10 protein-coding genes are annotated in these 14,538 nt (G+C 53.9%); all 10 read left to right on the top strand.

Annotated features, from left to right (window positions below):
* Positions 1-616: 616 nt before the first annotated feature.
* The 10 genes from AC5P74_RS11440 to AC5P74_RS11395 all read left to right on the top strand — a co-directional run bounded on the left by AC5P74_RS11440 (position 617) and on the right by AC5P74_RS11395 (position 14,341).
* On the top strand, positions 617-2,668 hold the full coding sequence (locus AC5P74_RS11440) for a hypothetical protein (protein WP_495204935.1): 2,052 nt from the start codon (positions 617-619) through the stop codon (positions 2,666-2,668).
* A gap of 380 nt (positions 2,669-3,048) precedes the next feature.
* Positions 3,049-3,765, top strand: coding sequence for a DUF3800 domain-containing protein (locus AC5P74_RS11435; RefSeq protein WP_495204934.1), 717 nt, complete (start codon positions 3,049-3,051; stop codon positions 3,763-3,765).
* 185 nt (positions 3,766-3,950) lie between these two features.
* Entirely contained in the window at positions 3,951-4,841 is an 891-nt protein-coding gene (locus AC5P74_RS11430) for a hypothetical protein (RefSeq protein ID WP_495204933.1), read from the top strand.
* Positions 4,842-5,170: 329 nt separating this feature from the next.
* Positions 5,171-6,490: a tyrosine-type recombinase/integrase gene (locus AC5P74_RS11425; RefSeq protein WP_495204932.1), complete on the top strand. Its 1,320-nt coding sequence runs from the start codon at positions 5,171-5,173 to the stop codon at positions 6,488-6,490.
* A 23-nt stretch (positions 6,491-6,513) separates the two neighbouring features.
* Positions 6,514-8,343: a hypothetical protein gene (locus AC5P74_RS11420; RefSeq protein ID WP_495204931.1), complete on the top strand. Its 1,830-nt coding sequence runs from the start codon at positions 6,514-6,516 to the stop codon at positions 8,341-8,343.
* A 36-nt stretch (positions 8,344-8,379) separates the two neighbouring features.
* Positions 8,380-10,407, top strand: coding sequence for a site-specific integrase (locus AC5P74_RS11415; RefSeq protein ID WP_495204930.1), 2,028 nt, complete (start codon positions 8,380-8,382; stop codon positions 10,405-10,407).
* Between the two features lie 835 nt (positions 10,408-11,242).
* On the top strand, positions 11,243-11,689 hold the full coding sequence (locus tag AC5P74_RS11410) for an NIF family HAD-type phosphatase (protein ID WP_495222487.1): 447 nt from the start codon (positions 11,243-11,245) through the stop codon (positions 11,687-11,689).
* Between the two features lie 595 nt (positions 11,690-12,284).
* The gene (locus AC5P74_RS11405) at positions 12,285-12,959 is read left to right on the top strand and encodes a hypothetical protein (RefSeq protein WP_495204928.1); all 675 of its coding nucleotides are present in this window, start codon (positions 12,285-12,287) and stop codon (positions 12,957-12,959) included.
* A 14-nt stretch (positions 12,960-12,973) separates the two neighbouring features.
* On the top strand, positions 12,974-13,483 hold the full coding sequence (locus AC5P74_RS11400; protein WP_495204927.1) for a TIR domain-containing protein: 510 nt from the start codon (positions 12,974-12,976) through the stop codon (positions 13,481-13,483).
* A gap of 18 nt (positions 13,484-13,501) precedes the next feature.
* Positions 13,502-14,341: a macro domain-containing protein gene (locus AC5P74_RS11395; protein WP_495204926.1), complete on the top strand. Its 840-nt coding sequence runs from the start codon at positions 13,502-13,504 to the stop codon at positions 14,339-14,341.
* Positions 14,342-14,538 lie beyond the last annotated feature (197 nt).

Here is a 14,538-nt window from a genome sequence, read left to right as displayed (position 1 = left end):
CCACTGGGCGCCGAAAAAAGCGGCAGATACAGCCTTCACAGGACCTGCATGGCGTGTGGGAAGCACGCAAACGAGCGGCACTACCGCTGATCAAATCACTGTCGCGGCCTGCTCGCCTTCAACCCGCTGCTCGCGGTATCACAATCGAAAGCAGCGGCAATAACACGGTTCTCTAGGGTGGCTAATCCATTGAATACGGGAACGAAGCTGAACCTCAACAGAGATTGTCGGTCCACTTAAATTCTGCCAGCTACATTAGCGACTTGATCTGAAAGAGCACCCAGTCTCTCCAGCTGCACCTGCCTCATTGCTCAACGACCAAAGGCTCTCGAACTAGCCGTGGCATGACGCTTGTGTCGAGCTATTGCAGGGTTGCCGCCTCGCGCGAGCGGAGGTGAGCATCAAGCACCTGACGCACTGACTACTGTGAAAGCCTGATCGATCAATCAGGAAAGCTACCGCATGGGCAAAAAGACTTGCCGATGGCAAATGCCATTGCCGGCGGGGTATACGAGAAAGGACTGTTCAGCTCGCATTCTGAACGCTACAGTAACGAAGTCGAGAGGCGGACTCGAGACTGGGCGCGACCTACTAGTACCACTGGAAGGAGCGAATTATGGATGAAATCTCTAAGAGCATTATGGAAGGAAATCTGCTTCTTGCGTCAGCTGCCCTTTTTCGCAGCCTCCACAATGACAACATGGATCAGCAAGATATTCTTGCGAGATTCATTACAGCGTCAATACATCTAAATAATATCCAAGTGTTCGACACTAGAACGCTCGCCAAAACAATGAACGGAGATTTTGGCTTTGATATTCCAGAAGCAGTTATCCGAAACTGCATTCGGAAAAAGCTTAAGAACTCGTTCTGCTCGACCGGGGTGGGGCGCAATCAGTTTCAGCTGACGGAACAATTTGAAGCTCCCCCTGAAATCGAAGCCCAGTTCCGGCACGCGCAGAAAACCCAGGACGCGCTTACCCAGAAGTTGGTGAGATATGTCGAGGCACTCTCCGACGCTCCGCTTGGTCAAAAAGATCGGGATTTGCTCGTTCATGACTTCTATGAGTATGTAAAGGGAAACACGAGGCCCAGTGCTAATGCTACCCACATTGGCTTGTTCATTCTGGGCATCAAAGAGCAAGCAGACCTAGACGTACTTGAGCAGACTAAGCAAGGGCTCATCATCTACGAAGGGCTAAGGTACAACGCTGATGGTAGCGGAGCGACGCTAAACAACGACCTACTGATCTATCTAGACACAGAGGTTATCTTTAGCGCTGCAGGACTCCACGGTCAGATGCGACGTGACATCTTCCTGGACCTTTACAACTTGGTAAGGGATGTCAATCGGAAGCCGGTTAAAAGCTCCCCAGGAAAAATCAAATTTCGGTACTTTGACGAAACTCGCGTCGAGATCGAGAAGTACTTTGGATCTGCTAGAGCCATCGTAGACAAGAAAGAGCGCCTCAATCCGACCCGGGACGCAATGGTAAACATCGTCTCTGGATGTGGCTCGCGGGCTGATGTGCTTGATAAAGAAGAGGCCTTCTGGATCCGTCTGGAACAACTCGGAATCGAAAAGGATGAGGAACGCGGCTACTTGGATAATCACGGATTCAACATCGAGAGCGTCGATTCGAGAGCCGAGGTAGCAAGAGAACTGGGATGGGATGAAGATTCGGCGGGTCAGATTCTTTCAAAGTTCTCCAAAATTAATTACTTGCGTAAGGGGCGGAATGAGCCGCCCGTGGAGAGTATCGGCGCAATCATAGTCTCCGGTAAAAATGCTATGCGCCAGTCTAGTTTTATGTCGAACCTGTATCTAAACACGGATCGATTCATACCATACTCAACTGATCTTGAGTTCATTACTACATGGCTATGGTCCAAACTTGGCAAGGCTTTCGGACCGAACCAAGCTACTCCGATAGCCTTCACCATTGTCAACAGAACGCGCGTGGTGCTGTCCTCCCAGTTAGGGGCGCGTATTGGAGAGGAGTATGATCGCCTTCGAGCAGAAATTACCGACAAGTCTGTTGGCGAAGCCCGCAAAGAGGAAATAGCCCGCGCTCTGGCCAGGCTTAAGTCTATTAAGGTGTCGCCTGAAGAGGTGGGTAAGGACGGTGTAGACCTTGCATTCTTGTTTGAGGACGACTTGGTAGCCCGCGCTGCGGATGAGCACCTTGCGCTGACAGAGCAAGTCAAGCTCGCTGAGCAGGCTAAGCGTGAGCGCAGCAAAGAACAGCAAGACGCGCGCGTTCTGCAAGATGAGTTGGATGCGCTGCGTGAAAAAAACCAGAAGCAAGAAGCAGCGCTACGCGTGGCGGAGCGGCTTGCGGATAAGATTGCTAGAAAGAAGTCATCTGGTCCGGAGTTCAATGCGGTTAAGAGGCAAGTGTTCTGCGTCCGCTTTGGCTACTGGACGTTGCTTCCCCTCGGAACCGTACTGCTCGTTCATAAGCTGACTTCTCCACCTGATACAGCTCTGGGAATCTTGGGAACGGCGGCAGGGACAGTGGTTCCAATCGTCGTGATGCTATGGGCATTCAGAGGAAAACTGAATCAACTGTGCCTGGGAATGAAGTGGCGCAGGGCGAGATCTTGGAAGATTCCGAAGCGACTGGAGCCCACGTTAAAGGCTGCGCCAAACGAAGCTCAGGTCTAAGTTATCGTGGCCTAACAGCGGGGGCTTCTGATAGAAGAACGTACATTCGCCCGGGAGGAAGACGCCCCGTCCTCCCCTGTTTGATTCCCCTAGTTGAAGGGATTGCATTCTATCTTGGAGCCAGACCGCAGATAACCTAAGAAAGCACCAAATCATCGTCCGATGGACAAGTACTACGAAAGGATATTAAGTGACTCGGTCACATGAGTTCGGCATCAGTTGACCCCCGCATCTGGCCATAGCCGCGGAGTCTGAGCTGAACTCGGGAGCAACCCAGCAGAATTCCTATGCGTGTCTTTTAAAACTCCTCTGCGAGAGAAGCAATTAGAGAGTACCTAGCGGACGACACAGCCAACGAGTCGATCAAAGGATTGTCAACGATGTTGATTTTCTATTTTGATGAGGTCAAGCCAAACCCTGATGGGCAGCCGTACTACTGGCTAGGAGGCTTGGCCATCAGGCAAGAGGTGATCCCAGAAGTTGAGCTTAGTCTTGCTGAACTGGCCCACGAGTGCTTCCGCACCTACGACCTCACACAGTCGACAGAGTTCCATGCTACGGACATCTGCTCAGGCAATCGAAATTTCAGACGGTGGCGAGACCCGGGCAGGCGACTAGATGTCCTGAAGCGCCTTGCTCAGCTGATGGATCGTCCACAGGATGTTTTCAGGGTTGTGGTGCGTATGGAGGTTTCCAGGATTGCGGACAGCGTCGACTACGAGGCAATGGCATTCATGTTCTTGATTGAGAAAGTCAACCAGTTGTGCCGCGGTCGCCAAGAGCTGGGTCTGATGATTGGGGACCTTGAACACGGGGGTGTTGTCGAAAGATCGGTCAGCAGCCTTGCCCGGTACCGACAGAACGGAACGCCTTATGCCTATGGCCAGGACATTGATCACCTGATAGATACCGTGCACTTCGCGCAGTCACACCACTCCCGCCTCCTTCAGTTAGCAGACGCATACATCTGGTTCATGCAACTGTCCTATCGCACAGATGAGCCAAGAGGCATCAAGACAGAACTGCTCCGCTTTCTTCAGGCAGAAGTGAACATCATGTGGCCAAGCAAGTACAAATTCTGGCCGGGGGACGCCTGACGATAGTCAAACGGCCAGCTTTTCGAACGATCGATGCCCCTGTGTGCACACAGCAATCCCGTAAGCTTGGACGAATAGCCATTCGATACATGAACCCATGCAGTGAGTTGTAGTTCGGAGTCAATGGAACAATTCAGACGCGCGCCCACTGCTCTTCTATTTCTTTACAATCGCAGGAATAGAACATGCCAAAGCAAGTCAGATCGCTATCCATCTATCGAGCCCCGATTGAACGGCTACAGCAGTTTCGACTGCTCAGCTCACCGATTACAAAGCAAGAAGCATTGCTTCTGGGGTTTGAGAAAGTTCCTCCAGAAGGCGCTTCCATCGTGCCGAGTGCCCAAGGCCCCGCGACGCTGTTCAATGCCCGCGGAAGAGAGATCATAAGAAGGGACCTTCCTATGATCAGCAAGTCTCGCATGATCAACACGTCATGGAAGGACTGGCACGGGCACACCCATCACGGGACACAGACAAGATCCTATGACACCTATCCCAGAGAGCATCTCGCCCCTCCTGGGGAGTACCTCACCGCAGTGAAGTCTGCCGGCGGCATCGCCATGGCAACGAGGTTAGTTGATCGAGCAGAGCCGGAAGAAGCAATCGTAAATTTGCTCAACCTCTACTTGGAGTGCTTTCCTCGTTTTGACATCGTTGACCCTCAACTTGCTGTACCTCTAAGGATTCAAAAGATCAACTGGCGGATTCTTCCACCTGGCGCCTTTCCGTTCGCAAGGGCCATGGAGGTCTTGGAAGGCTATCTGGAACAGCTGTCGGATACCGATCGAGAGACAGCCACGGAGCGCATACGAACCATCACACGGCACGAGCCTGACTTTCTGGCAGTCGGGCTTGGTGGGTTCAGCGACTACATCGTCTTCGGATTCACGCGCAAGCGCAGATTTGTTTTTGAGAGTCCAGAAGCCGGGAACGCGACCTACATTTTTAGAAATGAGTGGGAAGAAGTGTCACAGCTGACCAAGCGCGAGATCCTTCAAGAGAATCTACAGGAGGCGAGGATCATCCACACAGCACGTTGGCCTGTGGAAGTATCAGAGGCGATTCAGCGACGCTGACCGCCTGACCGAACTATGGGCCAACCTCGAACGAGGCCTCGGGATAACAACGGCACAAGAAGTAGTGCCCACGACGCCTGCCCTGCAGCGTCGTGGGCAGTCCCACAGCAATCGCCGCGGTCAGCGCAAAGAAGCAAAAGTTTGCGCAATGGAATGCCTATTCATTATGAATAGGGAGTCTTCTTAGCAAAAATTTCCATACTCAAAGGTACGCTCTAAGCGCATGAAAAATTTGCGAAATAAATGCAAATGAAGGACATTCGCATGTAGGGCGTACCAGTAGGCTCACGCGCTTGCATTCCGAACTGGGAGTGCTACGTTCCGCGCCCATGAAGGCCTACGACGCAGAAATCCGGGTGGTCAGGAACAACGAGGGGAAGAGTCCTGCTTCAAAAGGGGGACTTTGGGGTACTCCTTTGCCGAATCACTTTTGCTTCTTGACCAGCCGAACTGACGGGAGAGTCATAGAGCCGGCGTTCGACTTCATGTGTGCCACCTATCTAACTAGGGCGGCGACGCCGTGCCTGAAGGGGGGAAGGAACACCGCGCCAACCATCCTGGCCGACATGGCCGACTTCCATCACTACTTGGACGCCTCGGGCATCAAGGTGGCCGATATCTCATCCGCACACTTGAGGGGCTACGCCACAGATCTCTGTCACTCCAAGTCGGCAGCAACAGGAAAGAACCTGGCCGCGAGCACGGTCAATCGACGCTGGTCGACGCTCACGAAGTTCATCCTCTACTGCCTACGGCATGGATATCTGAAGAACGTGATCCCTACCGCCGAGCGAGACACCAAACGCGGGAAGATCACCTATCTCGACATTGACGCAGATATCTCTGGATCAGGCAGCAACCTGCTTATCACTGCGCTTGACCCTCAAACCTTGGACCTCTTGCTTGAGGAGTTGGGGCCTCCTGTGAAGGAGATCATTGATCAAACAGTCGTGCTCTGCGAGGGCGCAACCACTGACCGACTCATGGCTGAGGTCTGCCTACATACGGGCCTAAGGCGCGCCGAAGTCTGCAATCTAGGGCTCTCTGCTATTGAGACCATGCCGCTCGATCAGCTGGACCCGGTGTCGGAGCTTCCAGTAGTGATCGTGGGCAAGGGGAACAAGGCGAGAAACGTCCCATTTCCTGTCTGGCTGCTTAGCGCGCTCAGCCTGTACGTCAGAACAACGCGACAGCTTGCAATGGCAAGAAGGCAAGGGCTGACGTCTGAACCCGATCATGGCCACGTGTTCGTGCACGAGATCGGAAATGCACGATGCATCGGCAGCCGCGTGTCCGAGCAGACATTCGATCGTCACTTTGCCCAAGGGCGTGAACGGTTCCTAATGAAGCTGGCAAAACTCGAGAACAATGCCTACTACAGGATGGCTGTAGCAGAGGCAATCACAGTTCATGCGCTTCGGCACACGTTCGCAATCATCAAGTACATCAGCCGCAGGCTCAGCGGCGACACGCAACCGAGCAAGTACATTGCCTCCATCCTCGGACATGCTTCGGTAGAGACCACCGAAAATATCTATCTGAATAGTGCTGTGACATACGAAAGCAAGATTCGCGAGCGCATCCGGATGCTCAACGAGCAAAGGCCTCACATGCAGCTCGGTCAGCCTAAAGCGCATCCTGGCACCTAAGTCCACTTGGGAGAGGCTCAATGATGGACCGACGCAAGAAGAGGATTCGACCAGCAAAGCAACCAGATGTACCGGGTGAGAAGAAGAACTGGTGGTTCAAAAGAGCACCCGGAGTGCTGGAAGTTCACTTCGAGAACAGAGACGGATCAAGTACTAAGGTCAATCTCTCAAGTTGGCTAGCCATTGGCCCCCTGTGTGTTTCCCTCGCAACGGCATTTGCCAACACACAAGCAGACAAGCAGCAGGCTGGCAGGTACTCCGCTGCGGGAAACTTCAAGCAGGCGGCACTAAAGTACTTTCGGGGCCAAGAAACGCGCTTTAGCACGCCCGATGAGGTGCCAGCAAACTTCATCACTCAAATAAAGCAAGATCTTGATAAGCCTGATCCCATAACCAACAAGATCCTAAGCGAGAGCACCAGAACCAACTACCTGAAGGCAATCGTGCTCTTGGTGCCAGAACTCATTCGCCTCGACAGCCGGTGGAGTCACATTGAGGTCCCGCGGTACTCGGTTGCTAGAACAAAAAGCAGCTCAGCTTCAAAGACTTTGGATGCGGATGGCATGACCGAGACACTCCTAGTCGCCGCGAAGGACTGCGTGCGACTTATGAAGGAGGTCTGGCCTAGGCTGGCAACTGTGCGAAAAGCACTATCAGACCTGAAAGCTGGCAAGCACGTGCGGATCAATAGCCCTGAGGCGCAAGTGGCTCGCGTGCTCTTCGACAACAAAGGCAGCTTCCCCGCACCAATGAATCTCGGTAGGAATGCCGGCAGCTGGAGCAAAGAATACAGGACGTACCAAGCCTATCGGAACCTCGCGTACCCGCTCGGAGGTGAGCTGACGCCACTCTATCTGTTGCTCCTTTCGCATACGGGGTGGAATGGTCAAGTACTGAACTGTCTGGAACTAGGCGGTATTCAGTTTGTGGAGGTGCTGGGAGCTAGAAGGATCCACTTGCAGTCAGTGAAACGTCGTGGAGGTTCCAGGGGCCGGCCGGGTACTAGCAGTATCATCCAGTGGGCCGCAAACACTAGTGACAACTCGCTCTCCGTCAACAACATCATCAGCTTCCTGCTCGAATGGACAATGCTTCTACGCGACTACGCTGCCGAGCCCCTGAGCAGGGATCTGTTCCTCCACGCGGTGTCAGAAGGCGGCCGAAACGAAGTATCAGGACTCCGCATTGACTCCTATGCGGGACGGCTCGACAACATCCCAACTCGGATCACCAACTACATCATGGTGTATTGCCAGAGCAAAGGAAGTCCGTACTGCGGCGCATCAGCACTCAGAATGGGAATGGCAGAGTTAATTGACAAAGCTACAAACGGAGATGCGGTCCTGCTTAAGAACCTCCTGGGCCACCGATTAATAGACACCGGGCAGGATCACTACAGAACAGTGGCCATGCTGCAGCGAAGTAAAGAGAACATGGCAGGTGCAATAGCCACGCACCAGCGATGGATTACCTCTCAAGGGAAGGTGGACACGCGCTCAAAGCCCAGTAACAGAGACTCCACCGCAGCCACACCAGGGTTCACCTGCCTTGATGCCTTTCACAGCCCTATTGGTGGCCAGGTCGAAGGACGCCTATGCACCGCCTACGGCATGTGCCCATCCTGTCCTCTGGCAGGCTCAGATACCGATGAAGCTTACGCGTTTGCTAGAGCGCTTCAGCTTAAGGAAGAGTACGAATGCGCCCGAGGACGGTTGGGGCTCGGGATTTGGAGGTGCAAGTTCCAACCCGCATACGATGCCCTTCTCACTCGCTGGATCCCCAACCTCGACTCAACCGAGAACCGAAAACAGGCTCTCCTTGTGACGCTGAGTGCGCTGCCCGCTCTCGAGTAGCGACAGCGATTAGCTAGCCCAAACTGGAGTCTGATCATGGCAACAATTCGGAAGTCCACAAAGCCTGATGATGAGGTCGCCCCCGGTGACTGGACCTTCGCGAGAGACATAGAGGGCCAGCAGAACGAGAAGGTCATCCTGGACTGGAGCTTCGAGGTGCCTGGAGGTGGCCGCTTCACCGATCAAGCGCACGCAACACTTCATCAGCAGATGACCTTCTACCTGCGGTCAGCCCTCGACAATGGTGTGCTTTCCGTTGGGTCACTTCCGGCGACCATGATGAGCATCAGGGAGATTGCCGTTTACATGATCCGGCGAAAGATAGACTCATTGATAAGCCTCACCTCGCTCCACAGCTGGGACTTCATTGATCACCTGGAGAGCCAGTACTTGGAAGGTAGCTTCGATGAAGGGAGACCTAGGGACTGGAGCTACGCAACGGCCTACAAGCTGCTGCGACCGCTCGCGCAGATCTATGAGCTTAAGACCAAGTACAAAGAAGCCGGAATCGACTGCCTGCCAGAGCCGCCCTTCGACGGGAAATCCGCCAATCGAGTAGTCGAGATTGACCTGGGTCTGAAGAAGGGGGGCGGGCTGGCACCAATACCAGATGACGTTGCCGTTCCGTTGCTAAGCAGAGCTTGGGAATGGATTCGCTATGGTCTTGATGATGTGATTAAGATCCAGAACCACTTCCTCCAGAGAAGGTCTCAGATGCCTGAAAGAGGACCAGCGAGGGTGAAAGCTTTCGAGCAGCTCAGCGAGGAACTTCGCGACTACAAAATGGCCATCGTGCCCGATACGGGCCTGCCATGGCACACACCGCTTCATCCACGGACAAGAGTCGATGAGGAAGGAGCAGTAGTTGAAGTTAGCACAGTGCAGAGCGTGCGCCGGCTCGTCATGAACACCATTGCCGCGGCCACAATATGCATCCAGGGGTGCGTTGGCCTGAGATCGCATGAGCTGATTGGCCTAAAGATCAGTCATGTGAACGACCCGCTTGATGGCATCGTCACGATCCATCAGTCATCTGACGGACTGATGGACATCTTCATGATCAATGGGGTGTCGGCAAAGGGGAAGAAGACTGATCACGCCTGGACCGCAGGTCTGAGGCCCTGCGGTACGGACTATGAACCCATACCAATAGCGGCGCTTGAGGCGCTGTGTCGTGTGCTTGAGCCATGGAGACGGCTCAAGGGTGAAGGAACCAAAGACCTTCTGCTCAGCTTCTCCGAAGCCAAGTCATTGCCTTCGCATGCGAAGCATCTGGGTCGGTTCACGGCAATGCGCATCGCTGCATTGCAGAGAGAGTTTGCAGCTGAGCTACTAGTGTCAAAGTACGGGCTGAGCGCACAGGATGCATGGCATAGAACTAGGAGCATTCGGCCTCTTCGCTGGAGGAAAACGTTTGCCCACTACATCTACAGGACAAAGCCTGCGCTGCTCGGTGCGCTTCGCGATCACTACCGCCATATGAGCGAGCGAATCACCGAGTCGGGCTACATTGGAAGCGATGCAGCACTGCTTGAAGACCTGCAGGGAGAGCGGACGCTGGAGGCAGCGCAATTCTTCCTTGAGGTCATGACAGGTCATGCTGTGGCGGCTGGCCCTGCGAAGAAGCTAATCGCCAAGCATGCAAGTGAGCTGGCAAGCTCGATCAACAGCATGGATGGCGATACCGCCATAGACAAGGCACTAGCGCTCGTCAAAATTTCGGGCTTTGAGATGTGGACGGGGACCTACGCCAGCTGCCTGATCAACATCCTTCCGGCTGAGTCTGCCTGCAATCCGCATGCGGACTTGCTGACAGGTTGGCGTCAACCAGACTTTGGGGTTCGATCCCCTACGTTGTGTGCCTCATGCCGCTGTTGCTTGATTCTTCCTGAACACCGGGATTTCTGGCAACGTCGCATGAAGGAGAACCAGGCGATTGTTGCCGAGGAGAAGAGACTGGATGGCGTTAGATCCGGGCGCTCCATTGCGGAGCGTCGGGTTGTGCAGAGCCAATCTATACTCAGGCATCTAAGGGAGGCTACCGCTTCCGAGTCCGACGATTGACGCGGAAAGGCGTAACCGTATCGTCCTCTTCCGATCGAGCCTTCAGCCTGCTAAGCCGAAGCTGGAGTGACGCATTGTGCACCTGCGTCAGATGAAGTAGTCGTCTCAGCCGGCGACTCTCCGCCTTCTCTTCAAGTAGCTGTACGCTGAAGCCCCGATTGGCTTCCGCCTTCGATGCCTCCCTAATTGCCTCCCATTGGTCGGCATAGCGAGAACTGGCAGAGCCAAAATTGGACCGGCTTACCCCTGATTCCCTTTCAACACCCTTGACGGAGACAAGGCGTTGCCCTGCTAACAGCTTTGCAACATTCGCTGGATGCTCAGGCTTCTTCTGCACTAGCCGCGCTAGACCGGCCATGATTCGTGCTTCGGTGGAAAGGCCGTTCTTCATGTGAACTCCCCAAGGCTGTTGACCAGGTAGGACACTATGCCAAAGTACGATTGTAGGTACAGGAGCAAGAAATCGCAGTTGCAGAACCTACAATGGTGAATGTGCGCTCACTCTATAGAGAAAGCAATGCTGGGTCGTGCAGCTACTCCGACACTCGACTGGTGCACTTACTTTCAATCCCGATCGGCATCTCCATGCGAAACAAAGGACGCCGTCCTGATCACTATGATTCATCCTGTACATAGCATCGCTTTGGACTGAAGGCTCGGGTAAAAAAAGCGTGAGACCCTCAGACGTTATGACCGCTTAGACCAGTGGGTTCCAACTGCGTGGGAGCAAGCGTACCAGGAGGCTCACGGCCTGGCCGTACCACTAGGCTCACGCGATGGACAGGCGTGCTTGAAAGCGGCAATGTTCGTACACGTGATCACCATAGAGAGTCCCATGAGGCCGACCATCTTGGCGTTGGACCTGGAAGGAACGTTGATCTCCAACGCCATAAGCCAGATTCCCAGGCCTGGTCTCTTTCAGTTTCTGGAGAGCGTACGTTCTCAGTTCGAAGAGCTTGTCATGTTCACGACCGTACCGGAGCCTCTTACGCGCAGTATTGCCGGCCTGCTGGTTCGCGAAGGCACCGCGCCAGAGTGGTTCCCTCAACTCCCGTACGTTCAATGGTCGGGCAAGACTAAGGATCTGTCGCATGTCTGTCCTCGTCTTGGATCTGCACTTCTCTTGGACGACTATGGCCCTTACGTTCATCCCGGACAGGAGCAATTCTGGGTTGAGATTCCTCTATTTGGATCGCCGTACTCGGACGAGGACCAAGGGCTGAAGGTCGCCGCTGAGCATTTGAATGAGAGGCTCTCAACTCTCCGTAGCTTGGGGCTGTAGAAATAGATCCCTCCGGCCTCCTCCGCGTCAGATCACCATGCCATCAGTGCAACGCTGAGCAGTGCATACGGATAGTGCTTCATCATTCTTCCTCCTTGATGAAGAGCAGTCATACAGAGGCACGCGCCTGGGGCGTACTTGTCCTAGAGCCGGCTTGGCCCACCGTGCCAACAGGTACTGGCGGTAACCCGCTAGTGTCTCTGATACCTCAAAGCCAAAGCGATTCCCGACCTGCACCGCCTCCGCAATCAGCCACATCGTTAAGGGCCTGGCGTAAGGTGGCTGCGTGTGGTTGCTGCGGCCCCATGCTACGCCCGAGTGAGGCGTAGGGCGGCGTAATCGGCCGAGAGAGAAAGGCCAAGCAAGTCCCGTTAAGCGGCTAGACCAATGGCCGGCCTATGTGCGATATTTTGGGAGATCGATCACAATTTATTGGGGCCTATCTTTACTTGACGTGTGGTGGATCACCACACCATCGAATGTCATGGAAGGGGGAATGATGTACAGGGGATTTTTGATCCAAACGCCTTCGCCAGGCTTTACTCGCCTCCACGCTGACCGCGGCCGCGAGCTTGTGAATGAACGCCGGTCTCACGTGTCGCAGAAGCTGCAGATGTACACAGGTCAGAACGGTGAGCTCAATGCAGATCAGCTCGTCAAGCAGTGGTTCCCTGAGCTTAGGGCAGATGTCTTCATCTCCCACTCGCATCTGGACAAGGAGCTCGCGTTTGGGCTGGTCGGCTGGCTGAAGGAGAAGCTTGGCGTAACCGCATTTGTAGACTCGATGGTTTGGGGTAGCGCTGACGAACTGCTGAAGCAGATCGACGACAAGTACTGTAAGAACAAGAACGAGGACACCTACAACTACAGTAAGCGAAACCTCTCGACTAGCCACGTGCATATGATGTTGGCGATGGCAATCGCCAAGATGATCGACAGTTGCGAGTGCCTATTCCTGCTCAGTACGCCATCGTCGCTCTCGGCTGGCAGCACCATCGATGATGGTCAGACATCCTCTCCCTGGCTTTTCACGGAGGTTGTACTGTCGAGCCTCATCCGAACAACACCACTTTCGCGAGAGCGTCAGAATCTGCTGAAGGAAGAGTCGCGTTCTTTTGAGTCTATTTCCATGGACTCAGCTAGCGTCAGCTATTCGCTACCGCTTGCGCACTTGACCAGGCTCAACCAGAAAGCGCTTGAGGATTGGCGCACTAGGGCGGGCGATGCCCGTGGTCAGTCTGCTTTGGATGCCCTCTACAAAATTTGCTGACAGGAGGTCAGAGAATGAGCTATCGCAACAAGACTTACGTCGCTTTTGCAAGTGAAGACATCAGCTCATACCGCTTGATGGAGGCCTGGCGTGACAATGCCCACATTGATTTCAATTTCTACGACGCGCACGACATCTACGGGGCACGGGATTCCAGTACACCAGAAACGATCAAGCGTCGTCTTCGCGAGCGCCTGAATAACGCAAAGCAAGTCGTCTTGCTCGCCAGCCCTGATGCCAGGAGGAAGGGTGGGGATGGTGTCTCGTTCCTCGCCCACGAGATCAAAGTAATTCAAGAGTTGAATCTGCCCTTGGTCATTGCCAACCTCAATCAGTCGCGATTGGTTGATGGCGGCGGGATTCCTAACCCACTTATCACTGCTAACTACACCTCAGTGAACGTTTCTTTTCAGCCGAAGATCATCATGCGTGCGTTGGACGACTGCATAGCCTTCCATGCGGCGCATCCAAGTTCAGGTGCTTGGAAGTACGAGCCCGTGGTGTACAGCACGCTTGGACTCTAACAACTGGCAGACAGGGAAATGGTCAATATTCGTTTGCTGGACAGCAAGGTTCTAGCGCAGTCATCAAAGCCGATTTCCATCGTGCTTGGATTTATCTCGTTTGTCACAATCTTCGTCGAGATCCCGGACGATCTAAAGCTCTGGGTCTTGCTGGGCGCAGTGCTTTTTATTGGACTGATCCATATCAGCTCGTGGATAAGACTCAAGAAGCTTACGCACATCAAGGTGAAGGTCGATAACACTCAGGTTACGGTGAAGGTGGGGGACATCTTCGAGCAGGATGGCCTGAAAGTCATTGCCTTCAATGAGTACTTTGACACAACTGTAGATGACGTACTCATTGCGCGGAACACTTTGAACGGAAGGTTCCTTACCGAGAAGCTGGACATAAGAACTAGCGACCTGGATAAGCGCATCGCCAAGTACCCCTTTCACGAAGATGATGTGCTCGAGGTCAACGAGCAGCGGAGGGTCGGGAAGAAGGTCCGCTACAAGCTCGGTACGATCTACCCGCACGGAGACGAGTACCTACTTGCTGCATTTAGTAGATTCAACGATAGGAACAAGGCTGTCCTGACGATGCCCGAGTACTTGGCGTTCATGATCAACTTCTGGGACAACTTGAACAATATTTATGCAGGTCGCAACGTGTCCACGACGATCATGGGTTCTGGTATTACTCTTATCACCAAACACCGAGGCATATCGGCGCACGAGCTATTGAAGATCATGCTCTGGACGTACCGGGTCAGCGAGACGCGCGTTGCGCGCCCCGCAATTCTGTCGGTCATCGTTGGGAACGATCTGGCGAAGGAGATCAATTTTGCCGAGATTGAAGCAGCCACCCATGGGCTGTAGTGGGAATCTTGCGATTTGGTAGTGGTGGATGGGCCGGTTTCCCGTGCAATGTGGCTAACCGGCCTGCATTAATGCATGGCCGCACAACCATTTCGCTGATGTCTGCATCTGTAATGGAAATTTCCGAAGAATTTGGTTGCTTTACTTCCTAAGGGAGCGACTGCCTCATGATGAGGGTCTGCTGCCCGTCCCAACTC

The organism is Stenotrophomonas sp. YJH_SMC_94-11, assembly GCF_059370435.1.
This window is presented reverse-complemented; position numbering and strand designations above follow the sequence as displayed.